This window comes from Xanthomonas sp. NCPPB 1128 (assembly GCF_001043115.1).
In the GTDB taxonomy this organism is placed as follows: domain Bacteria; phylum Pseudomonadota; class Gammaproteobacteria; order Xanthomonadales; family Xanthomonadaceae; genus Xanthomonas_A.
This window is the reverse complement of the sequence record NZ_LFME01000052.1, coordinates 1-21,793: the sequence shown is the minus strand read 5'-3', so window position 1 is coordinate 21,793 and position 21,793 is coordinate 1. Positions and strand designations below refer to the sequence as shown.

26 protein-coding genes are annotated in these 21,793 nt (G+C 69.9%); 3 read left to right on the top strand and 23 right to left on the bottom strand.

Annotation, left to right across the window (positions count from 1 at the left end):
* Nucleotides 1–399: 399 nt before the first annotated feature.
* From ACP93_RS20205 to ACP93_RS20125, 17 genes are all read right to left on the bottom strand, one after another.
* On the bottom strand, nucleotides 400–849 hold the full coding sequence (locus ACP93_RS20205) for a hypothetical protein (RefSeq protein ID WP_048492452.1): 450 nt from the start codon (nucleotides 847–849) through the stop codon (nucleotides 400–402).
* Between the two features lie 319 nt (nucleotides 850–1,168).
* Nucleotides 1,169–1,900 carry a hypothetical protein gene (locus ACP93_RS20200; RefSeq protein ID WP_048492451.1) on the bottom strand — a complete coding sequence of 244 codons (732 nt, stop codon included), beginning with the start codon at nucleotides 1,898–1,900 and terminating at the stop codon, nucleotides 1,169–1,171.
* 94 nt (nucleotides 1,901–1,994) lie between these two features.
* Nucleotides 1,995–2,813, bottom strand: a complete 819-nt coding sequence (locus ACP93_RS20195) for a carboxylesterase family protein (protein WP_048492450.1) — start codon at nucleotides 2,811–2,813, stop codon at nucleotides 1,995–1,997.
* A gap of 222 nt (nucleotides 2,814–3,035) precedes the next feature.
* Nucleotides 3,036–4,394: a magnesium transporter gene (mgtE, locus tag ACP93_RS20190; protein ID WP_048492449.1), complete on the bottom strand. Its 1,359-nt coding sequence runs from the start codon at nucleotides 4,392–4,394 to the stop codon at nucleotides 3,036–3,038.
* A 415-nt stretch (nucleotides 4,395–4,809) separates the two neighbouring features.
* Entirely contained in the window at nucleotides 4,810–6,516 is a 1,707-nt protein-coding gene (gene ptsP, locus ACP93_RS20185; protein ID WP_048492455.1) for a phosphoenolpyruvate--protein phosphotransferase, read from the bottom strand.
* 58 nt (nucleotides 6,517–6,574) lie between these two features.
* Complete coding sequence (locus tag ACP93_RS20180; protein ID WP_010344110.1) at nucleotides 6,575–6,844, bottom strand: HPr family phosphocarrier protein; 270 nt, start codon at nucleotides 6,842–6,844, stop codon at nucleotides 6,575–6,577.
* On the bottom strand, nucleotides 6,837–7,229 hold the full coding sequence (locus tag ACP93_RS20175; RefSeq protein ID WP_048492448.1) for a PTS sugar transporter subunit IIA: 393 nt from the start codon (nucleotides 7,227–7,229) through the stop codon (nucleotides 6,837–6,839). Before ACP93_RS20175 ends, ACP93_RS20180 begins: the two co-directional genes overlap by 8 nt.
* Nucleotides 7,230–7,368: 139 nt before the next feature.
* Nucleotides 7,369–8,247: an RNase adapter RapZ gene (rapZ, locus tag ACP93_RS20170; RefSeq protein WP_048492447.1), complete on the bottom strand. Its 879-nt coding sequence runs from the start codon at nucleotides 8,245–8,247 to the stop codon at nucleotides 7,369–7,371.
* A complete protein-coding gene (gene hprK, locus ACP93_RS20165) occupies nucleotides 8,244–9,194 on the bottom strand; it encodes an HPr(Ser) kinase/phosphatase (protein WP_048492446.1) in 951 nt (316 codons plus the stop codon). Before hprK ends, rapZ begins: the two co-directional genes overlap by 4 nt.
* Nucleotides 9,191–9,643: a PTS sugar transporter subunit IIA gene (locus ACP93_RS20160; RefSeq protein WP_048492445.1), complete on the bottom strand. Its 453-nt coding sequence runs from the start codon at nucleotides 9,641–9,643 to the stop codon at nucleotides 9,191–9,193. The genes hprK and ACP93_RS20160 overlap by 4 nt, the downstream gene beginning before the upstream one ends.
* Before the next feature lie 21 nt (nucleotides 9,644–9,664).
* Nucleotides 9,665–9,982, bottom strand: coding sequence for a ribosome hibernation-promoting factor, HPF/YfiA family (gene raiA / locus ACP93_RS20155; protein WP_010344105.1), 318 nt, complete (start codon nucleotides 9,980–9,982; stop codon nucleotides 9,665–9,667).
* A gap of 48 nt (nucleotides 9,983–10,030) precedes the next feature.
* A complete protein-coding gene (locus ACP93_RS20150) occupies nucleotides 10,031–11,488 on the bottom strand; it encodes an RNA polymerase factor sigma-54 (RefSeq protein WP_048492444.1) in 1,458 nt (485 codons plus the stop codon).
* A gap of 43 nt (nucleotides 11,489–11,531) precedes the next feature.
* Nucleotides 11,532–12,251: an LPS export ABC transporter ATP-binding protein gene (lptB, locus tag ACP93_RS20145; protein WP_019799410.1), complete on the bottom strand. Its 720-nt coding sequence runs from the start codon at nucleotides 12,249–12,251 to the stop codon at nucleotides 11,532–11,534.
* Nucleotides 12,251–12,844 (bottom strand): lipopolysaccharide transport periplasmic protein LptA, encoded by a 594-nt coding sequence (gene lptA / locus ACP93_RS20140; RefSeq protein ID WP_048492443.1) that lies wholly within the window; start codon nucleotides 12,842–12,844, stop codon nucleotides 12,251–12,253. Before lptA ends, lptB begins: the two co-directional genes overlap by 1 nt.
* On the bottom strand, nucleotides 12,822–13,388 hold the full coding sequence (gene lptC / locus ACP93_RS20135) for an LPS export ABC transporter periplasmic protein LptC (protein WP_048492442.1): 567 nt from the start codon (nucleotides 13,386–13,388) through the stop codon (nucleotides 12,822–12,824). Before lptC ends, lptA begins: the two co-directional genes overlap by 23 nt.
* The gene (locus tag ACP93_RS20130) at nucleotides 13,385–13,933 is read right to left on the bottom strand and encodes a KdsC family phosphatase (protein ID WP_048492441.1); all 549 of its coding nucleotides are present in this window, start codon (nucleotides 13,931–13,933) and stop codon (nucleotides 13,385–13,387) included. The genes lptC and ACP93_RS20130 overlap by 4 nt, the downstream gene beginning before the upstream one ends.
* An 89-nt stretch (nucleotides 13,934–14,022) precedes the next feature.
* Complete coding sequence (locus ACP93_RS20125) at nucleotides 14,023–15,024, bottom strand: KpsF/GutQ family sugar-phosphate isomerase (RefSeq protein WP_048492440.1); 1,002 nt, start codon at nucleotides 15,022–15,024, stop codon at nucleotides 14,023–14,025.
* A gap of 52 nt (nucleotides 15,025–15,076) precedes the next feature.
* Here ACP93_RS20125 and ACP93_RS20120 point away from each other — a divergent pair, with 52 nt between their 5' ends.
* The 3 genes from ACP93_RS20120 to ACP93_RS20110 are packed head-to-tail and all read left to right on the top strand — an operon-like array spanning nucleotide 15,077 to nucleotide 16,950.
* A complete protein-coding gene (locus ACP93_RS20120) occupies nucleotides 15,077–15,319 on the top strand; it encodes a BolA family protein (RefSeq protein WP_017910668.1) in 243 nt (80 codons plus the stop codon).
* Nucleotides 15,320–15,364: 45 nt separating this feature from the next.
* Nucleotides 15,365–16,639 carry a UDP-N-acetylglucosamine 1-carboxyvinyltransferase gene (murA, locus tag ACP93_RS20115; protein WP_048492439.1) on the top strand — a complete coding sequence of 425 codons (1,275 nt, stop codon included), beginning with the start codon at nucleotides 15,365–15,367 and terminating at the stop codon, nucleotides 16,637–16,639.
* Complete coding sequence (locus ACP93_RS20110) at nucleotides 16,636–16,950, top strand: hypothetical protein (protein ID WP_048492438.1); 315 nt, start codon at nucleotides 16,636–16,638, stop codon at nucleotides 16,948–16,950. The genes murA and ACP93_RS20110 overlap by 4 nt, the downstream gene beginning before the upstream one ends.
* Before the next feature lie 447 nt (nucleotides 16,951–17,397).
* On the opposite strand, the gene ACP93_RS20105 is transcribed toward ACP93_RS20110, so the two are convergent.
* From ACP93_RS20105 to purM, 6 genes are all read right to left on the bottom strand, one after another.
* Nucleotides 17,398–18,081, bottom strand: coding sequence for a DUF3108 domain-containing protein (locus ACP93_RS20105; RefSeq protein ID WP_048492437.1), 684 nt, complete (start codon nucleotides 18,079–18,081; stop codon nucleotides 17,398–17,400).
* 2 nt (nucleotides 18,082–18,083) lie between these two features.
* Nucleotides 18,084–18,938, bottom strand: coding sequence for a DUF3108 domain-containing protein (locus tag ACP93_RS20100; RefSeq protein ID WP_048492436.1), 855 nt, complete (start codon nucleotides 18,936–18,938; stop codon nucleotides 18,084–18,086).
* 60 nt (nucleotides 18,939–18,998) lie between these two features.
* Nucleotides 18,999–19,652 carry a phosphoribosylglycinamide formyltransferase gene (gene purN, locus ACP93_RS20095; RefSeq protein ID WP_048492435.1) on the bottom strand — a complete coding sequence of 218 codons (654 nt, stop codon included), beginning with the start codon at nucleotides 19,650–19,652 and terminating at the stop codon, nucleotides 18,999–19,001.
* Complete coding sequence (locus tag ACP93_RS20090; protein ID WP_048492454.1) at nucleotides 19,649–20,095, bottom strand: hypothetical protein; 447 nt, start codon at nucleotides 20,093–20,095, stop codon at nucleotides 19,649–19,651. The genes purN and ACP93_RS20090 overlap by 4 nt, the downstream gene beginning before the upstream one ends.
* A gap of 8 nt (nucleotides 20,096–20,103) precedes the next feature.
* On the bottom strand, nucleotides 20,104–20,733 hold the full coding sequence (locus tag ACP93_RS20085; protein ID WP_048492434.1) for a DUF2238 domain-containing protein: 630 nt from the start codon (nucleotides 20,731–20,733) through the stop codon (nucleotides 20,104–20,106).
* A gap of 5 nt (nucleotides 20,734–20,738) precedes the next feature.
* On the bottom strand, nucleotides 20,739–21,793 hold a 1,055-nt coding region (purM, locus tag ACP93_RS20080), incomplete at its 5' end, for a phosphoribosylformylglycinamidine cyclo-ligase (RefSeq protein ID WP_048492453.1).

Genomic DNA, 21,793 nt, shown 5'->3' with positions numbered 1-21,793 from the left:
GACAGGGCATGGGGCGTCGGGCAGCGGAGTCCGAGGGGCGTGCAGGATAGCAGCGGGGAAGGCGCAACCCAGGCCGACACGCGCGACCTGGCGCTCGCGGTTTAGCTTCCGTGAACGCGCGCGGCGCGCCCGCGTCGCGCATCGGCCGCGCGGCGCGTGGCGGGCGGTGCGCCGCGCACGCCGTCGGAACTGCCGGCGCCGCTTCGGCGGTCAACCCTGGTGCGTGGCGCATGCCCTATGCGAGCGGCGGTCGCAGCAGTCCCTTGCCGGCCGCGATCGTGGCCGATCGGCAAGACGCGGCAGGTGCCGCGGTCGCACGGCTACCATGAAGCTTGCCTGTCGCGTCCGCGGCGCGCCGTCCGAGGGGCCAGGCACGCTCCGCTCGGTGGCATCGCGCCGTTACCGCAGATGGCGCGCAATCCATCCTTGCACGAACGCCACCGGTCCAATCAGTGGCGGTGGCGTCAGCCCGGCGCTGCGCACGAAGCCGGCGGTGGCCTGGGCCAGCGCCTGGTTGCCGCGCCGCAGGGCCTGCTGTGCGGCGGCCTGCTGCTGGCGCAACTGCACCAGGTGCAGCGAGGGCCGCCCGGGCGGCGCGAACTTCTGGTCGCGCCGCAGCGCATCGGCGGACAGGCTGCTGGCCTGCGCGGCCTGGTGCAGGGCGTCCAGTGCGTCCAGCACCTGCAACAGCCAGCGTCCGCTGTCGCTGAGTTGCAGCGCCGTGGGGTCGTCGTGTGCCGGCACCAGCAGTGGCGGAATCGCTGCGCCGGCGATCGTCGCCGCGCTCGGGTCCAGGCCGCGCAGTCGGAGATGGAAGGCGGTCTGCGATGAGGAAAGCGTGGTCGCCATGCCGGCTCTGTGCGCGAAAGCGCGGACTGTACGCGGTTCGGCGCGTCGCCGACAGTTGCTGGCGTCGCTCGGTGGGGACGGTCCTCGTCGACCAGGCGCGTCACCAGAGGACTGCGCCCTGCCTGAAGCGCTGCGCTCCATGTTGCCGCGTTGTGCCCAATCGCACCATCGGTGGTGCTGGCCGCCGCCGCATGCCGCGCGTGCTGCCAGGCCGAAGCCGACAGGCCTGGCAGTGGCGGATGCGCACAGACCCGTGTCGTCGCATCCGGCGCAGGCGTGCACGATCACGCCGCGACATGCGCGGGAGCGCGGGCAGGGCCTAATGCGGTTGCGCCGCCGCCGCCTCCATCTGGTCGAGATACCGCAGTTCGTGCAGGGCGACGGCATTGCCGGGTTCCAACTCCAGCGACTGCTGCAGGGCCACGCGGGCGCCGGCTTTGTCCGGCGTGTCGATCAACAGCGAGCCGATGCCACGCAGTGCGATCGCACGGCCCGCGCGCGCCCGCGGCGAGACGTCGGCCAGCGCCAGCGCCTGCCGATAGCTGGCGAGCGCGTCGTCCATGCGACCCAGGTTGCGCAACGCATAGCCGCGTTCGGTGTAGGCGGAGAACAGGTACGGCCCGAGCGCGATGGCCTGGTCCAGCCATGCCAGCGCCTGCGTCCACTGCTGTTGCGCGGCGGCGGCAAAGCCGCGCATCTGCAGCGCATTGGCGCAACTGAGATCGATCCATTCGGTCGGCTGGCCGTCGTCATGGGCGGCCATGTAGGCCTCGTATTCGTGCACGTCGGCGACGCTGACCACGCGCAGGCCGGGCCGCTGCCAGGTGCCGCAATGGGCGATGATCCGGTCCAGCAGGGCGATGTCCGCCGCATCCATGCTGTCCAACCGTGTCTGCAGCGCGGCGATGTCCTTGCGATACTCCACGCCGGGGCGTGCTGTCGCCGCCTTGCTTTGCAGGTAAGTAGTGACCGGCTCGGTCAGTGCCTGTGCCGCCGCGCCGTGGCCGGCGCAGGCCAGCAGCACACAGGCTGTGGCGCGCAGCTGTCGCATGCATCCCCCTGCATCGAACGGTGGTCGAAGGTCGCTGGTAGGTGGGCGCCCCGGCTACGCCAAGGCAAGCGCGCGTAGCGCGTGACCGCCGCGCTCAGTTGTCGGCGGTCGTCGGCGTGCCGGCGTCGCTGCGCTTCTGCGCGAACAGCCACTGCCACATCTTCGGATCGCGGTAGGTGGCATCCCAGGCGTTGTGGTTGCCCTGCGGGTATTCGGTGTAGCGCACGTCGGCGTCGAGGTTCTTGAACGCACGCACGATCTTGCGGTCGTCGTGCGGCAGCACCACGTCGTCCTGCGCGCCGTGGAAGATCCACACCGGTACGTGCCGCAGGCGCTGCGCCAGCGCGCTGTAGGGATCGGCCAGATAGGCCACCGGCGTCACCACCAGGTATTCGCGGTCCTCGTGCGGGGACAGGATCGCACCGCAGATCGGCACCAGCGCGGCGAAGCGCTGCGGCTGCTTCAGGGCGATCTCCCAGGTGCCGTAACCGCCCATCGACATGCCGGTCAGGTAGGTGCGTTGCGGGTCGCCGTTGAACTCGGCGCTGCTGTCGTCCAGTGCCTGCAGCGCCATGGTCGCGTTGGTGCCGTTCCACTCCTCGCCGTCGGGCGCCTGTGGCATCACCACCAGGGCCGGGAAATCGGCCAGGTGGCGGCGCAGGTACGGACCCAGCCCGGACGTGGTCTGGTCGCGGCCATCGTCGCCGCGCTCGCCGGAGCCGTGCAGGAACAGCACCACCGGCACCGGGCCCTGGCGATGCGCCGGCGCCGGCACGAACACCTGGTAGCGATAGACACGCCCGTCGAGGGTGAGCTGGCGGCTGACGAAGTGGCCGGTCGCCGGGTTGCTGGGCAAGCTGCTGCATCCGACCATCGACAGGCACAGCAGAAGCAGCAACGAACGCATCGACATGGCCGGCCCTCGGATGGGAAGGCCGCAGTATCGTGGGCTGGGCCGCTCCACGACAACCCGGGCAGGGGCGGCGGACATGCGCCAGTCAGCCGCCGGCCACGGCGCGTGCTGGCGCGGCGGCCTGCCGTGCAGGGGGCGGAGGGTGGCGTCGGATGCGCGCCGGTCGCAGTTGCCGCTGCGTGCGGTGGACCGGCGAGAACCGCGCCCGCCGCACGAAACGCCCTACAGCAGGACCAGGGTGGCCAGGCCGAGGAAGCTGAGGAAGCCCATCACGTCGGTCAGCGTGGTCAGGATCACCCCGCCGGCCAGCGCCGGATCGAAGCCCAGGCGCTTGAGCGTCAAGGGCACCAGCACGCCGCCCAGCGCGGCGGTGAGCAGGTTGATGGTCAGCGCCGAGCCGATCACCAACGACAGCAGGGGCTGCTTGAACCACAGCAGCACGATCAGGCCCAGGCCCACGCCCAGCGCCAGGCCGTTGATCAGCGCCACCGCCAGTTCCTTGCGCAGCAGCACGATGACGTTGGAGGCGCCGATCTGCCCCAGCGCCAGGCCGCGCACCATCAGCGCCAGCACCTGGGTGCCGGCGTTGCCGCCCATGCCGGCCACGATCGGCATCAGCGCGGCCAGCGCCACCAGCTTGGCGATGGTGCCTTCGAACTGGCCGACCACGCTGGAGGCGATGAAGGCGGTGCCGAGATTGATCGTCAGCCACAGCAGGCGGCGCCGGAATGCGCGCCGCACCGGGCTGAACAGGTCCTCGTCCTCGTCCAGGCCGGCGGCGCTCATCGCCTGGTGCTCGGCCTGGTCGCGGATGATGTCGACCACGTCGTCGATGGTGATGCGGCCGAGCAGGATGTTGTTGTCGTCCACCACCGGCGCGGAGATCCAGTCGTGGTCGGAGAACTGCCGCGCGACCTCGTCGGCGCCTTCGCCGACGTCGATGGCCGGCTGCTCGTCGTCGATCAGCCGGTTGATCGGGGTGGAGTCCTCGTGGGTCACCAGCGCCGCCAGCGACACCCTCCCCAGGTACTGATGGCGGCGGCTGACCACGAACAGGTGGTCGGTGTGGTCCGGCAGCTCGCCGCGCAGGCGCAGGTAGCGCAGCACCACGTCGACGTTGACGTCCGCGCGCACGGTGACCACGTCCGGATTCATCAGGCGCCCGGCGCTGTCCTCGGGATACGACAGCACCTGCTCGAGCCGCTCGCGGTTCTCGCGGTCCATCGACTTGAGCACTTCGTCGATGACCGTGTCCGGCAGGTCCTCGACCAGGTTGGCGAGGTCGTCGATGTCCAGGTCCTCGACCGCGGCGACGATTTCGTCCGGGTCCATGTCCGCGAGCAGGCTCTCGCGCACTTCCTCGCCGACGTGGACCAGCACCTCGCCGTCGTCCTCCGGGTCGACCAGCCCCCACACCACCTCGCGCTTGCCCGGCGGCAGCGACTCCAGCAGGTTGCCGATCTCCGCCGGCGCCAGCGTATTGACCAGCCGCCGCACCGGACCCAGGCGCCCGCTGTCCAGCGCATCGGACAGCATGCGCAGCTGCCGCGCGGTCTTGTCGTGGCGGACGGCGTCGGCCATGCGCTGCTCCCTTCGGTAGAGGCCGCGCTCCGGAGAAACGCGGTCGGTCAGATGTTCATCCCAACATTATCGCCTGCATGTTGCGGGAAGCACAGCGGGCAGGGATTGGGGAGTTGGGATTGGGGATTCGATGCTTATGCGCGAGCACCGGCTCCTGCGCTCCTCTGTGGGAGGGGCTTCAGCCCCGACGCCTTACCGGTAAGGCGTCGGGGCTGAAGCCCCTCCCACAAAAAAACGGCGGGGCAGGCGCTGTCGGAACCGTGCGGTTGCTGCCCAGAGGGTTGGCGATTTTTTCATCGAAGCGCGCGGCGCAGGATGCCGCAACCGGCATCCTTCAATCGAATCCCTGCGTTCCGCAGCCGAACGGCTTCATCCCAATCCCCAATCCCGAATCCCGAATCCCGAATCCCGGCTCTCAAGCCAACCAGCGCTCGATGCCCTTGCGGTCGCGGGCCTGCAGCAGTTTGGTGCCGCGCTGGCGCAGCGCCTGCAGGTCGGTGTCGCGGATCACCTGGCGCACCTCCAGCATCGTCGCCGGGTGCAGGCTGAACTCGCGCAGCCCCAGGGCCAGCAGCATCGGCGTCAGGGACGGGTCGCCGGCGATCTCGCCGCACACCGCCACCGGCTTGCCGTGGGCCTGGCCGGTGGCGATCACCTGCGCGATCAATCGCAGCACCGCCGGATGCAGCGGCGAATACAAGTCGGCCACCGCTTCGTTGTTGCGATCGGCGGCGAGCAGGTACTGCACCAGGTCGTTGGTGCCGATCGACAGGAAGTCGATGGCGTCGATGAAGGTGTCCAGCGCCAGCGCCGCCGCCGGCACCTCGATCATCGCGCCGAGTTGCACCTGCTCGGCGATGGCGTGGCCGTCGCGGCGCAACTGCGCGCCGATGCGCTTGAGATGCCGGCGCATCGCCAGCAGCTCCTCGCGCGCGCTGACCATCGGCACCAGCACCCGCACCGGGCCGTAGGCGGAGGCGCGCAGCAGCGCGCGCAACTGCGTGTCGGAGACCTTGGGCCGGGCCAGCGACAGGCGCACGCCACGCAATCCCAGTGCCGGGTTTTCTTCATTGCTCATGGTCAGGCCGGTGCGATCGGCCTTGTCCGCGCCCAGGTCCAGGGTGCGGATGGTCACCGGCCGCCCGCTCATGCCCAGCACCGCGTCGCGGTAGGTATGGAACTGTTCTTCCTCGTCGGGCAGCGCGTCGCGCTGCAGGAACAGGAATTCGGTGCGATACAGGCCCAGGCCGTCGGCACCGAGCGCATGCGCGCGGGTGACGTCGTCGCGCGACTCGGCGTTGGCCAGCAAGGTGATGTCCACGCCGTCGCGGGTGCGGCTGGGCTTGGAGCGCAGCTTGCCCAGGCTGCGCTGCAGCTTGGCCTGCTCGCGCACGCGGCTGCGATAGTCGCGCAGGTCGTCCGGGGTCGGGTCGACCAGCACCGCGCCCTGGGTGCCGTCGATGATCAGCACGTCGCCGTCGTTGATCTTCTGCAGCGCGTCGGCGACACCGACCACCAGCGGCAGGTGCAGGCTGCGCGCCAGGATCGCGCTGTGCGACAGCGTGCTGCCGGCGCTGGTGACGATGCCGACCACGCCCTGCGCCTGCAGTTGCGCCAGTTCCGACGGCGCCACGTTCTCGCACACCAGGATCTCGCCGGCCAGGCCCTCGCTGTCCGGCTGGCGCTTCTGCAGGAACGCATGGATCCGCCCGATCACATGGTCCAGATCGTCCATGCGGCTCTTGAGGTAGGCGTCTTCCATGTCGTCGAACACGGTCGCCAGGCGGTCGCGCTGCAGGCGCAGCGCGTAGTCGGCGCTGTAGCGGCCGGTGCGGATCAGTTCGTCCAGGCCGTGCAGCAGTTCCGGGTCGTCGAGCAGCAGCGCATGCAGGTCGAGGAATTCGCCGACCTCCTTGGCCAGGGCGCCGTGCAGGCGCTGGCGCAGGCCGTGCATCTCCTCGCGCGCGGCGTCCACCGCACGGTGCAGGCGATCGAGTTCCTCGGGGATCTGCGCAGCGGCGATGCGTTGCTCGGCCACCTCCAGCGCATGCGGCAGGCGCACCCGCGCCCGGCCCAGGGCATTGCCGCGCGAGGCACCATGGCCGGCGATGCGCACGCTCACCGCGCGTGCCCCGTGCGGCGGCACCGCGTCGCTGCCTGCGGCCGCCGGCGGCGCATGCTCAGCTGTCCTCGTCGAAGCGCCGCTCGAACAGGTCGACCACGGCCTTGAGCGCCTCGGCTTCGTCGGCGCCGTCCACCCGCACCGTCACCGGTGTGCCCTGTGCGGCGGCCAGCAGCATCACGCCCATGATGCTCTTGGCGTTGACCTCGCGGCCCTTGGCCGCCAGCGTGGCGTTGCAGCGGAACGAGGACAGCGTCTGCACCAGCTTGGCAGTGGCGCGGGCGTGCAGGCCGAGGCGGTTGGAGACCAGCAGTTCGCGTTCAAGCATCGTCGATCACCACGCCGTTGCGCGAGCCGGCTGCCGCGGTCGCGGGCAACTGCTCCAGTCCTTGTTCGGGATAATTCATGATCCGCAGCAGCATCGGCAGGCTCAGCGCCGAGACGCGTCGCACCGGCGTGCCCAGGCGCGCCAGCCGTGCGGCGAGATTGCTCGGACTGGCCCCGTACAGATCCGTCACCACCAGTACGCCATCGCCGTCGTCCACCCGCCGCAACGCCGCCGACGCCTGCGGCAGCAGTGCGTCGAGGTCCGCGTCGAACGGCACCTCGAACGCTTCGGTTTTCAGCGGCAACTGCCGCAACAGCCGGGTCGCCACGCTCAGCAGCGCAGCGCCGATCCCGGGATGAGTGATGAGGAGAATGCCGCAGGCCATGGGAGAACGTTAACAGGTCAGGCAGGGCGCAGGGAATGGCTGGCGGGAGCCGGGATTGGGAATTCGGGATTCGCAAGAGCCAGCGCAATGCCCGCTTTTGCCAATCCCGAATCCCGAATCCCCAATCCCGGCCTTTCGATCAATCCTGCTCGCGATGGAAGGTCGCCACTTCCGGCCAGCCCTGTTCGCGGGCGTGGCGGGCCAGGCGTTCGGCCAGGTACACCGAGCGGTGCTTGCCGCCGGTGCAACCGAAGGCGATGGTCACGTAGCTGCGGGTGTCGTTGCGCAGCCGCGGCAGCCAGGTGTCGAGGAAGTCGATCAGTTGCGCGGTGTAGCGCTGCACGTCCGGTTGCGCGTCCAGGTACTCGCGCACGCCGCTGTCGCGGCCGGTCATCGGCCGCAGCTCCGGGTCCCAGTGCGGATTCGGCAGCACCCGCGCGTCGAACACGAAATCCGCCTCGGCCGGGACGCCGCGCTTGTAGGCGAAGGACTCGAACAGCAGCGACAGGGTGTTCTCGGTGGACAGCGCGAACTCGGTGGTGACGCGCCGACGCAACTGGTGCACGTTGAGCGTGCTGGTGTCTATCACCGCATCGGCCGCCTCGCGCAGCGGCTCGGTCAGCGCGCGCTCACGCTCGATCGCTTCCGGCAGCGACAGACCCTGGCGCGACAGCGGATGGCGCCGGCGGGTGTCGGCGTAGCGCTTGATCAGCGCCTCGTCGTTGGCGTCGAAGAACAACAGCCGTGCATCCAGGCCGAACTGCGCCACCGCCTCGCGCCAGCGCGAGAGCTGGGTCAGGTCGCTGTGGCGGCTGCGCACGTCGATGCCCACCGCCAGCTTGCTGGGGCCGGCATCCTCGCGCACCAGGCTCTTGACGAAGGCCGGCAGCAGTTCCACCGGCAGGTTGTCGACGCAGTAGTAATCCAGGTCCTCGAAGGTCTTCAGCGCCACCGACTTGCCGGAGCCGGACAGCCCGCTGACGATGACCAGGGTGGAGGTGGGGGCACCGTCGGTCATGGGGTGCGCCGCTCCAGCAGATTGCTGTGGCGGGCGATGAACATCGCCGCCGGGTCGATGCCCTTGGTGCGCAGGATGTGCAGGCGCGTGGCGGCCTCGGTCAGCACCGCCAGGTTGCGGCCGGGCATCACCGGCAGGGTGATCAGCGGCACGTCCAGGTCCAGCACGTGGCGGGTGCCGGAATCGCCGGTGAGGCGTTCGTAGCCATGGGGCGTGGGCTCGGTCATGGGCCGGGTCAGATGCACGATGAGCCGAAGGTACTTGTTCTTCTTTACAGCCGTGTCGCCGAACATCTCGCGCACGTTGAGCACGCCCAGTCCGCGCACTTCCAGCAGGTCCTGCAGCAGTTCCGGGCAGGTGCCGTCGAGCACGTCGGGGGCGATCTGGGTGAATTCGGGGGCGTCGTCGGCGACCAGGCGGTGGCCGCGGCTGAGCAGTTCCAGCGCCAGCTCGCTCTTGCCCGAGCCGGCCTCGCCGGTGATCAGCACGCCGATCGAGTAGATCTCCATGAACACGCCATGCAGGATCACCCGCGGCGCCAGCGTGCGTGCCAGGTGGTAGGACAGGTGATTGAGCAGTTCGTGGCCGCGCTTGGGCGAGACCCACAGCGGCGTGTCGGATTCGTCGGCGGCCGCGCGCAGGTCTTCCGGGCACGACTGGTTCTTGGTGACCACCAGCGCCAGCGGCCGCACCTGCACGATCTTCTCGATGGTCTCCCAGCGCTGGCGTGCGTCCAGCGAGTCCAGCCAGGCCAGTTCCTCGGTGCCGAGGATCTGCACCTTGTTGGGGTAGATGGTGTTGAGATAGCCGGCCAGCGACGGGCGCCGTGAGACCGCATTGCCGGCCTCCAGCACCCGGTGTTCGCCCTTGTGCCCGGCAATCCAGCGCAGGCCCTGGCGGTCGCGCTGCTGGTCGAACAGTTCGCGTGCGTCGATGCTGGTGTTCATGCGGCGGCCCGTGGCGCGCCGCCGAGCAGGGCATACAGCGCGTCGGCATCCGGCGCGTTGCGCAGGGCGTCGCGGAATTCGGCGATGGAGAACTGCTCGGCCAGTTCGGACAGCAGCATCAGGTGTTGGTGCGTGTAGTGCGCCGGGACGGCCATGGCGAAGATCAGGTCGACCTGGGTGCCCTGGCCGTCGAAATCGATCGGCTGCAGCAGGCGTAGGAGCGCGCCACGTGGGGCGTCCAGGTCCGGCGCGCGGCCGTGCGGGATGGCGATGCCGTGGCCGATGGCGGTGCTGCCGAGCTGTTCGCGCTCGCGCAGGCTGGCGAAGAGTTCATCGGCGCCGGCCTGCTGGCAGGCCAGCAGACCGGCGGCGGTGTGCAGCAGGGTGTCGCGATCGGCGGCCGGAAGCACCTGGGTGCTGACGGCCGCCATCAGATCGGTCAAGGGCATGGCGGCGCAACGTGGGGAGGATCACGCGAGATTGTCGCGCACCTCGGCCGCATGGTGGTCGTGCTTCTTTTCCTTGTGCTTGATGATCAGCCGGTCCAGCTTGTCGGCGAGCAGGTCGATCGCCGCGTACATGGTCTGTGCGCTGGCGTCGGCGTGCAGGGTGCGGCCGGGAACGTTGACCGTGGCCTCGACGTGATGGTCGGGCTTGCGTAGCGCCAGCTGGGCGCGGACCTCAATGGTTTCCTCGTAGTGTCGCTTCAGCCGTTGCAGCTTGGTCTCCACATACTCGCGCAGGGCGGGGGTGACTTCGATCTGCTGGCCGTAGGTCTCGATACGCATCGGATACTCCTTGGTTCGGGTTTCACCTATGAACCATTGCCGCCGCCGCTAGCCGATCCGGACGCGTTCGTGGGAGGCGGAAATGTTCATGGCCTCACGATACTTCGCCACGGTGCGGCGCGCTACAGGGACGCCGGCACTTTTCAGCAGGTCGGCCAGCTTGGCGTCAGAAAGCGGCTTGCGCGGATTCTCCGCGTCGATCAGCCGGCGAATCATCGCCTGGATCGCGGTGCTGGACGCCTCGCCGCCGCTGTCGGTGTCGATGCCGGAGGCGAAGAAGGTGCGCAGCGGGATGGTCCCGCGCGGGGTGCGCACGTACTTGCGGGCGATGGCGCGCGAGATGGTGCTTTCGTGCAGGCCCAGTTCGCCGGCGATCTCGCGGAGGGTCAGCGGCCGCAGCGCCTGTTCGCCGAACTCCAGGAAGCCGGCCTGCTGCCTGAGCAGGCAGCGGGTGACCTTGAGCAGGGTCTCGCCACGCGCTTCCAGGCTCTTCAGCAGCCAGCGCGCTTCCTGCAGTTGCCCGCGCAGATAGCCAGCGTCGCTTTCGCCGCACTGGCGGATCAGCCGCTCGTAGCCGCGGTGGATGGTGACCTTGGGCTGGGCGTGCGCGGACAGCGCCGCATGCCACACCCCGCGCTGGCGCCAGACCACGCAGTCGGGCACCACGTAGGTGTCGCTGCCCAGTTCGCCGATCTGCTTGCCCGGGCGCGGGTCCAGCGAGCGCAGCAGCGCGACCGCGGTGTCGACCTCCGCGGTCGGTCGCTTGAGTTCGTGGGCCAGCCCGGCCACGCCGCTGCGCGGCAAGCGCTCCAGCGGTCCGTTGGCGATGGTGCGCGCCAGGGTCAGGCCGGGCGTGTCGGCGGGCAGGGTATCCAGCTGCAGGGTCAGGCACTCGCCCAGGCTGCGTGCGGCGATGCCGGCCGGGTCGAAGCGTTGGATCTGGTGCAGCACGGTGAGGATCTCGTCCTCCTCGGCGGCGATGTCCGGGCGCAGGGTCTCGGCGATCGCGGCCAGCGGCTCGCGCAGGTAGCCGTCGTCGTCGAGCGCGTCGATCAGCGCCGCGCCGAGGCTGCGGTCGCGCGCGGACAGCGGCGACAGGTGCAACTGCCACAGCAGGTGGTCGATCAGGGTGTCCGGCTCGGCCACGCGCTCGGCCGCGCTGCCCAGGTCGTCGTCGTCGAACGACCCGCCGCTGCCGCCGGCCCAGGCCGGTTCGGCGTCCGCCCAGTCGGCGCCGTCGCTGGCCGCCGCGGCTTCGCCGCGGTCCCCATCGCCGTCGCTGCGCGCCTCGCCTGCCGCGTGGTCATGGCCATGGTCGGCGCCATCGCCACGTTCGAACGCCGGTGCGGCGTCCTCGGACCATTCCAGCAGCGGATTGCTCTCCACCGCCTCGGCGATCTCCACCTCGAGCTCGGCGCTGGACATCTGCAACAGCTTGATCGCCTGCCGCAACTGCGGCGTCATGACCAGGTGCTGTCCCAGCGATGTCTGCAGCCGTGCTTTCATGCCTGTACCGAGCGCGGAAGGAGCGTAGCCGGCGCGTGCGCGGTCAGAGCCTGAAGGTTTCCCCGAGGTAGACGCGGCGCACGTCGCTGTTGGCCAGCAGCGCTTCCGGCGCCCCCTGCGCCAACACGCTGCCCTCGTTGAGGATATACGCCCGGTCGCAGATTCCCAAGGTTTCGCGCACGTTGTGGTCGGTGATCAGCACGCCGATGCCGCGCTGCTTGAGGTGGGTGACGATGCGCTGGATCTCGCCGACCGAGATCGGGTCGACGCCGGCGAAGGGTTCGTCGAGCAGCATCAGCCGCGGCTTGGCCGCCAGCGCGCGGGCGATCTCGCAGCGGCGGCGCTCGCCGCCGGAAAGGCTGGCGCCGAGCTGGTCGGCGACGTGGCTGATCTGCAGTTCGTCCAGCAGCGCCACCAGCTCGCGTTCCTGGCCGGCAGCGTCCAGATCCTCGCGCAGTTCCAGCACCAGGCGGATGTTGTCGGCGACGCTGAGCTTGCGGAACACCGACGGTTCCTGCGGCAGGTAGCCGACGCCGAGCTTGGCGCGCTTGTACATCGGCAACGCGGTGATGTCGTTGCCGTCGAGCACGATGCGCCCGGCATCGGCATCGACCAGGCCGACGATCATGTAGAAGCAGGTGGTCTTGCCGGCGCCGTTGGGGCCGAGCAGGCCGACCACTTCGCCGGCCTCCAGGGTCAGCGCGAAGTCGCGCACCACTTCGCGCTGCTTGTAGCGCTTGCGCAGGCCTTCGGCGAGCAGCATCACTGGCCTCCTTGCTTGGTCGGCTTCGCCGGCTTGGCTGGCGAAGCGGCAGGCTTGGCAGCGGGCTTCGCGCCGTTCGCGGGCGCACCGGCCGGCGCAGCGGCGGCGTTCTTCGGCTGGATCACCGTGTGCACGCGGCTGCCATCACCGCCGCCCTGCATGTCGCCGGTCTTGGTGTTGTAGACCATGCGCTGGCCGGCGTTGGTGCCCTTGGGCGAGGTCATCCGGTAATTGCCGGTGAGGATCACCGTGTCGGTCGGCACCTTGTAGTCGATGTTGTCGGCGACCGCGTCCATCGGCGAGCCGTCGTCCAACTCCTGCTTCAGCGTGGCCTGCTTGCCGGTGAGCACGACACGGTCGATATCGCCGTTGCTGCGGAACAGGTCGGCGGTATCGGCATGGATTTCCAGCGTGCCCTGGACGATGACGACATTGCCGGAGTAACGGATCTTGCCGTTGTCGTCGAGCATGTTGCCGCTCTGGTTGTCGGACTTGATGTCCATCGGCTGGTTGCGGTCGGTCGACTTGGCCAGCGCCAGGGTCGGCAGCAGCAGGGCGAGCAGGGCGAGCTTAGCGGGCAGCATTCGGTTCATAACGGGTCTTGACCTGTGAAAGGAGCTTGTACTGCCGGGATTTCAGATCGACTTCGAAGCCGACGCCGGTCTGCATCATACCGGGCCGGGTCATGGTGACCGGGTCGGCGGTGCGCGCGCTGTTGGTCTGCGGGAAGACGTCCAGGCTCTGGGTACGGAAGGTGGTGGGCGGGATGCTGGGCACCTTGGGGCTGTCGCCGGCGACGTCCTCGCGCAGGCGCAGTTCGTCGCCGTTGGCGCTGACCCAGCCGGTCTTGCTGCGCATTTCCCAGTGCTGGCCGTTGGCGTCGGGCAGCAGGAACAGCGGGGTCACGATCGACATCGTCTGGTCGGCGCGGCTGCGTTCCATCTGCGGCGCGCGCAGGGTCATGGCTTCCTTGCCCTGCTTGTCCAGGCTGACGATCTCGAAGTCGCGGGCGATGTAGTCCACGCTGGCTTCGTCGGACGGATTGCGGGTGGGCTTGCTGCGCTGGTTCCAGGCCGACCAGCCGCTGATCAGCGCCCCGACCAGCAACAGCGTGCCAAGGGTGGTGCGCCAGTTCATGCGCCATGCTCCTGCAGCAGGGACGGGACGTGGCCTTGCGCGGCCAGCAGCACGTCGCACAGTTCGCGCGCGGCGCCTTCGCCGCCGCGGGCACGGGTGGTCCAGTGCACGTGTTCGGCGGTCCAGGGGTGGGCGTTGGCCGGGGCCACCGCCAGGCCGACCACGCGCAGCGGCGCCAGGTCGGGCAGGTCGTCGCCCATGAAGCAGACCTGCTCCAGGCCGATGCCGCGCTCGTCGCACAGCGCCTGCACCCCGGCGCGCTTGTCCTTGACCCCGATCTGCACCAGCAGGCCCAGTTCCTGGCCGCGCTTCTCCGCGGCCAGGCTGGGCCGCGCGGTGATCAGCGCCACCTCGATGCCGTGCCGGCGCAACTGCACCAGGCCCTGGCCGTCGAGCACGTTGAAGGCCTTGCTCTCGTTGCCGTCGCGGTCGTAGTACAGGCGGCCGTCGGTCAGCGTGCCGTCCACGTCGAAGCACGCCAGGCGGATCCGGGCGGCGCGGTCGATCAGGTCGGCGGGGAGGTCGGCCAGCGGGGAATAGGGCATGTTCGGGATATCGGGGCGGGGAGGCCGGCTTTCCAGCGGCCGGGGCCAGCGGCGTGGGGGCGCTGCTGGCAGTGAACGGGTTCAGCCTGTTAAACCACTCTGGCGCGCAACAGGTCGTGAATGTTGAGCGCGCCGACCGCGCGGCCGGCCGCGTCGACCACGATCAGGCCGTTGATCTGGTGGGTCTCCATCAGCCGTGCGGCCTCGGCGGCGAGCTGGTCGGCGCCGATGGTCCGCGGCTGCCGGGTCATCACCTCGGCGATGCGGGTCCGGCGCACGTCCAGCGCGCTGTCCAGGGCGCGGCGCAGGTCGCCGTCGGTGAACAGCCCGAGCAGGCGGTCGTCGGCGTCCACCACCGCGGTCATGCCCAGGCGCTTGCGGCTCATCTCCACCAGCGCCTCGCTGAGGCTGGCGTCCTCGCGCACCTTGGGCAGTTCGTCGCCGCGGTGCATGACGTCGGTGATGTGCAGCAGCAGGCGGCGGCCGAGGCTGCCGGCCGGGTGCGAGCGGGCGAAGTCGTCGGCGGTGAAGCCGCGCGCGTCCAGCAGCGCCACCGCCAGCGCATCGCCCAGCGCCAGCGAGGCGGTGGTGCTGGAGGTCGGCGCCAGGTCCAGCGGGCAGGCCTCGGCCGGCACGCTGACGTCCAGGTGCAGGTCGGCCTCGCGCGCCAGCGTGGACTGCGCGCGGCCGGTCATCGCGATCACCGCGTTGCCCTGGCGCTTGAGCACCGGCAGCAGCATCAGGATCTCGTCGGACTCGCCGGAATAGGACAGCGCCAGGACCACGTCGGCGTCGGTGATCATGCCCAGGTCGCCATGCCCGGCCTCGCCCGGGTGCACGAAGAACGCCGGGGTGCCCGTGGAGGCGAGGGTGGCGGCGATCTTGCGCGCGACGTGGCCGGACTTGCCCATGCCGGTGGCGACCACGCGCCCGCGCGAACCCAGGATCAGCCGGCAGGCGGCGGCGAACTCGGCGCCGATGCGGGCGCCGACCGCCGCTAGCGCGGCCTGTTCGATCTCGACCACGCGACGGCCGCTGGCGACCAGGCCGGCGTCGTCGGGCGTCGCGGGAGACAGGGGCGATACATCCATGCGGGTGCCGGTCGGGGGGTAGAATGGCCGATCATTTTAGGAGGAAAGCCCGGTGGACGCCGAAACCATCCGTAAACTCATCGAGGCCGGCCTGCCGGACGCGCAGGTACAGGTGCAGGGCGACGACGGCGTGCACTTCGAGGCCACCGTGGTCAGCGCCGCCTTCGCCGGCAAGCTGCCGCTGGCGCGTCACCGCATGGTCTACGCCACCCTGGGCGAGCTGATGGGCGGCGCGATCCACGCGCTTGCGCTGACCACCCTGACCCCCGAACAGGCCGGGCGCGCGGCCGGCTGAGCCGCTGCGCGCCCGTTTTTCCCTTTCTCTTCCCCCACGAGACCCATGGCCAAAATCGTAGTGACCGGCGGCAACGCGCTGCACGGTGAAGTGAACATTTCCGGCGCCAAGAACGCCGTGCTGCCGATCCTCTGCGCGACCCTGCTGGCCGATGCACCGGTGGAGATCACCAACGTGCCGCAACTGCACGACGTGATCACCACGGTGAAGCTGCTAGGCGAACTGGGCGCGGAAGTCACCATCGACGAAGGCACGCTGGCGCGCGGCAGCGCCATCACCGTCGACCCGCGCAAGGTCGATCAGCACGTCGCCCCGTACGAGCTGGTGCGCACCATGCGCGCCTCGATCCTGGTGCTGGGCCCGCTGCTGGCCAAGTTCGGCGCGGCCGAGGTGTCGCTGCCGGGCGGCTGCGCGATCGGTTCGCGGCCGGTCGACCAGCACATCAAGGGCCTGCAGGCGCTGGGTGCGGAGATCAGCGTCGAGAACGGCTACATCAAGGCCAGCAGCAACGGCCGGCTCAAGGGCGGCCGCTACGTGTTCGACATGGTCAGCGTCACCGGCACCGAAAACGTGCTGATGGCCGCGGCCCTGGCCGACGGCACCACCGTGCTGGAGAACGCGGCGATGGAGCCGGAGGTCAGCGACCTGGCCGACTGCCTGATCGCGCTGGGCGCGAAGATCGAAGGCGCGGGCACCTCGCGCATCGTCGTGCACGGGGTGGAGCGCCTGTCCGGCGGCCGCCACGCGGTGCTGCCGGACCGCATCGAGACCGGCACCTTCCTGGTGGCCGCGGCGATGACTGGCGGCAGCGTCACCGTGCGCCGCGCGCGCGCCGACACCCTCGACGCGGTGCTGGACAAGCTCACCGAGGCCGGCGCCAGCATCGAGACCGGCGAGGACTGGATCCGCCTGGACATGCACGGCAAGCGCCCGCGCGCGGTCAGCCTGACCACCGCGCCGTATCCGGCGTTCCCCACCGACATGCAGGCGCAGTTCATGGCGCTCAACTGCGTGGCCGACGGTGTCGGCGTGATCAACGAAACGATCTTCGAGAACCGTTTCATGCACGTCAACGAACTGCTGCGCCTGGGCGCGGACATCCAGATCGAAGGGCACACCGCGATCGTGCGTGGCAGCGAGCGGCTCAGCGGCGCGCCGGTGATGGCCACCGATCTGCGCGCCTCGGCTTCGCTGATCCTGGCCGGCCTGGTCGCCGACGGCGACACCACCATCGACCGCATCTACCACCTGGACCGGGGGTACGAGAACATCGAGGAGAAGCTGGGGGCGCTGGGCGCGTCCATCCGGCGCGTCGCATGATCCTCAGCGGCCGCTTCAGCCGCCGGCGCAAGGTGCTGCTGGCGATCGTCGTGGTGCTGCTGGCCTGGGTCGGCTATGCCTGGTACGCCGGCATCGCCATCACCCAGGGCATCGAGGAGCGCGACATGGACTGGAACGGCGACGGCCAGGTCACCCGCGACGAGATCTGGCAGTCGTTCTACGCGGTCGGCGTGAGCCGCACCCAGAACGGCCCGCGCGAGTGCAGCACGTTCTACTGGCGCAGCAGCGGCGCGCAGATCCGCGTGGATTGCCGTACCACCTTCAAGGCCGCGCCGGTGGAGAAGAAGTAAGGGCGTGGGGCAGGGCGCTGCATGGGCGGCGCCCGCATCAGCAAGGCGCGTCGGTCGCCATGCTCCGATGTTTCATGGAGACAGCTCGTCGCGCGCCTTGGGGGTTTGCTGCAAATCGCCGGCTGGTTTCCGCAGGACGATGCGCATCTTCGCGTCGGGGCTGAAGCCCCTCCCACACGGGAAGCGCCACGGGCGGGGAACTGCTGTTGCGATTCTTGAATCCCGAATCCCGGCTCACCGCGTCGCGGCTGAAGCCGCTCCTACATGGGAGAAACCGCGAACGGGGAGCCGCCGTTGCGATTCCCCAATCTCGATTCCCCATTCCCGGCTTCACTACGGCTGAAGCCGCTCCTACATGGGAACCGCCACGAGCGGGGAGCCGCTTTTGCGATTCCCCAATCCCGATTCCCCGCTTTTACACAGCCGAATGGCTGGTCATCCCGGCCCTCAGCGCAACGACTTGATGGTCAGGTCCAGCGCGTCCTGGCCGTTCTCGCGCTGCAGGATGCGCACCGGCACCGGCATGTCCGGCACGATCCAGGCAATGATTTCCTTGGAGCCGTCGGTGCGGCTGACCTTGGTCGCCTGCTCGGTCTTGCCGTTGACAGTGACCGCTTCCTTGCCGGCGACGCGGTAGGTCATCGGCTTGGCGCGGCCCTCGTCGACCATGCGGTAGCTCGGGGTCTTGCCGGCGTTGACGTCGCGCGCGATCGCCAGGTTGATCAGCAGCGCGTCCATGTCGCCCGGCTGCAGCTTCACCGGGCCGCGGCGGTCGGGCTTGAGGTCGCCGCCCCAGGTCGCCTGGCCGGTGCTCCAGTCGTAGTTGGCGGTCACCGCCTTCTTCTTGATCAGGAACACCGAGCGGTCGTCGCTGCTGAGCGGACGCAGCTGCCCGCCCTTTTCCTCGAACACGGTGCTCTGGCTGAGATCGGCGACCTGGTTCTTGATCGCCAGGCTGTAGCGCCAGCGGTCGCTGCCTTGCTTGGCCAGGGTCATCACGCCGTTGGCCTGCATGCCCATGTAGCTGGCCTGGTAGTCCGCGGTGAACGGCTCCAGGGCCAGAGCGGGCAGGCTGGCCGTGGCCAGCAGGGCGGCGGCGAGGGCGGTCAGCGGGCGGGCGATGCGAGTCATGGTCAGGCTCCTTGGTATTCGGTCAGGCGCAGGTCGATGCGGTCTTCGCCGTCTTCGCGCTGCAGGATGCGCACCGGCGTCGGCACGCCGTTGGCGATCCACAGGATGGTCTCATTGCGGCCGCCGTTGGTGCGCGACACCCGCAATGCGTCGTAGCTGATGTCGCCGACCTGCACGGTCTCGGTCTGGTCGGCGGCGCGGTACACATGTTCGCGCACCCGGCCGACGTCGACGAAGCGGTAGGTCATGGTCTTGCCGGGCTGCGCGTCGCGCATCAGCGAGAGGTTGAGCAGCAGCGCGCTCTGGTCGCCGGCCTGCAGCGGGATCGGCGCCTGCCGGTCCTTCTTCAGGTCGCCATCCCAGCGCGCCACGCCCTGTTTCCAGTCGTACACGCCAGTGACCTTCTTGCCGAAGAACACGGCCTTCTTGACCGTGCTCTGGCTCTGCGGGACATAGCGGCCGTCCTGCACGGTGAACACCGTGCTCTGCTCGATGTTCAGGCCGAGGATGCTGGCGAAGCCGCTGCGGCCGTGCACGCCCAGGTCGACCCGCCACTGGTCGCCGCCGGTATGCACCACGTCCATGCGCGCGTCGCCGGCCGGCTTGCCCTTGTACAGGGCGTCATAGGTGGCCACGAACGGCTGCAGTGGTGGCGGCGTCCAGGCTTCTGCCGGCAGCGCCGGCGGCGCTGCGGCGGCCGGCGCAGGTGTGCCGGTGGCGGGCGTGGTCGGAGCGGGAGCGGTCTGCGGCGCCGGTTGCGCGGCGGGCGCCGGCGCGACCTGCGCAGCGACGATGGGCGCCAGCAGGCCGAGGCCGGACGCGACGAGGAGGGCGAACGGACGCGGAGCGAGCTTCATGGGTCGGCTGGCGTGGGCGGAGGGGAGAGGGGAGGAGCCGCGGAAGGCGCGGCAGCGCATTCAGGGAAGCAGCACGTCGTCGCAATCTAGGCGCAGCGGACTAAACCGGCACTGACCGTCCAGCCAGACCTTGCCGTCCCGTTCAGCCAGGCGACCCGCGGCGGCCAGTTGCAGCACCGCGCACAGCAGCAGGTGTTCGCGCGGCAACAGCCGCTGCGCCAGGTCGTCGGGAGCGTCGCCGGCCTGCACCGGCACCCGCACCTGCGCGATCACCGCGCCAGCGTCCAGTTCCGGCACCACGAAATGCACGCTGGCGCCGTGCTCGGCGTCGCCGGCCGCCAGGGCCTGGGCATGCGTGTGCAGGCCGCGGTACTTGGGCAGCAGCGAGGGGTGGATGTTGAGCAGGCGCCCGCCGAAGCGCTGCACGATGCCGGCGCCGAGAATGCGCATGTAGCCGGCGCAGACCACCCAGTCCGGATGTGCCGCGGCGACGGCGTCGCCCAGCGCCTGGTCGAACGCGGCGCGGTCGGGGAAGGTCTTGGGCCGCGCCGACCAGCGCCGCTCCGGCGCCACCATCGCAAGCGCAGGCGCCTCGGGGCGATCGCTGAACACGCCGACCACCTCGGCATCCAGGGTGCCGGTGGCGATCGCGGCGAGGATGGCCTGCAGGTTGGAACCGCGGCCGGAGGCGAGCACAGCGAGGCGAAGCGTCATCGGGCAGGGTCCCGGAACAATGCGGCGACGGCGGGGCGTTGCAGCGTCAGCAAAGTAGCGATGCCCAGCGCAGTGCCCAGTGGGAAGCCGAAGCAGGTGATCACGGCGCCGGCATAGCACAGCCCCAGCCGGCGACGCTGGCGCAAGGCGCGCGCAAGCAGCACCTTGAGCACCAGCGAGAGCAGGCCGAAGCCAAGCAGGATCGACAGCATCACGATCGCGATGACGCCGCTCTGGGCCTGGTCCGGGCTCTGACCGACGGCGTTGAGCCGCGCTTCCTCGCGCATGCCGTAGGCCAGGACGGCGCCCACCAGCAGCGCCACGAAGAACTGCAGCCCGGCCATCACCGCGTACAGCCGCGCCAGGTTGTCCAGGTCGGTGGTGGCGCGCGCCACGTCGGCGGCATGGCCGCCGGAGACGGGGAGGGGCGGTGGCAGCGACATCGTCGGTCTCAGCGCGGTGTGGAAGGAGGCGCGGGCGTCGTGCGCCGCCACGGCCAGGCGCTGGCGCAGCCCAGGGTGGCCAGCAGCATGTCCATGTGCGCATCCCAGGGATCGCCCTGCTGGCCGTTGTAGGACTCGGCCTGCTGCGGCGACAGCAGCAGCGCGATCAGCCATTCCAGCCATTCGTAGATCAGGCTGGCGCACATGATCGCCATCGTCGCCAAAACGAAGGCCTGCCGCGCCGACAACGCCGGCCAGCGTTGGCGCGCGTGGTCGCGCAACGCCGGCGCGAAGCACACTCCGAACAGCAGGTGGATCAGCCGGTCGGTGTGGTTGCGCTGCCAGCCGAAGGCCGCGCTCGGCGACCAGCCGCCGGTCAGCGTGCGCAGCCAGTGATCGTAGGGCACATTGGAATACAGCCAGTGCGCGGCGACGTTGTGCACGCTGATGAAGACGCAGATGGCGGCGAAGTGGCCGGTGCGCAGCGGCCAGCGCCGGTCGTGCCAGACCAGCCAGGCTAGACCCAGCACCGCCAGGGAGCTGTGCATGGCCTGTTCCGCCGGCCATAGCGGCCGCACCCAGCTGGCGGCGAACACCGCCAGCGCCAGCGTCAACCAGGCGCGCTTGGCCGCCGCCATGCGGCTCAGCCGATGTGCACGCGTTCGCCGGCGTCCGCGGCGGCCACCACCGCGCCGATCTGCCAGTGCGCCAGGCCCAGGGTGTCCAGGCTGCGCTCCAGCGCGGCCACCTGCTCCGGCGCGGCGATCAGCACGAAGCCGATGCCGCAGTTGAAGGTGCGCCACATCTCGCTGTCGGCCACCGCGCCTTCGCGCTGCAGCCACTCGAACACCGGCGGCAGGGTCCAGGCGCTGGCGCGGATGTCCAGGCCCAGGCCATCCGGGATGACCCGGATGATGTTCTCGGTCAGGCCGCCGCCGGTGATGTGCGCCATGGCGTGGATGCCTTCGCCCTGTTCGCGCAGCAGCGACAGGATCGGCTTGACGTACAGCGAGGTCGGCGCCATCAGTGCGTCGGCCAGGGCCACGCCACCGACCTGCAGCGCGTCCGGGCGTCCGGCGCGGTCGTAGATGCGGCGGATCAGTGAGTAGCCGTTGGAGTGCGGGCCGGAAGAGGCGATGCCGATCAGCACGTCGCCCTGGCGCACCTTGGCGCCGTCGAGCAGTTGCGACTTCTCCACCGCGCCGACGGTGAAGCCGGCCAGGTCGTACTCGCCCGGCGGGTACATGTCGGGCATTTCCGCGGTCTCGCCGCCGATCAGCGCGCAGCCGGCCAGTTCGCAGCCGCGGGCGATGCCGCCGACCACCGCCACGGTGGTCTCCACGTCGAGCTTGCCGGTGGCGAAGTAGTCCAGGAAGAACAGCGGCTCGGCGCCCTGCACCAGCACGTCGTTGACGCACATGCCGACCAGGTCGATGCCGATCGTGTCGTGGCGGCCGAGCTGCTGCGCCAGCTTCAGCTTGGTGCCGACGCCGTCGGTGCCGGACACCAGCACCGGCTCGCGGTACTTGCCGGACAGGTCGAACAGCGCGCCGAAGCCGCCCAGTCCGCCCATCACCTCGGGGCGGAAACTGCGCTTGACCAGGGGCTTGATGCGTTCGACGACGGCATTGCCGGCATCGATGTCGACGCCGGCGTCGCGGTAGGTCAACGGGGCGGCGGCGGGGGGCTGGGAAGTGG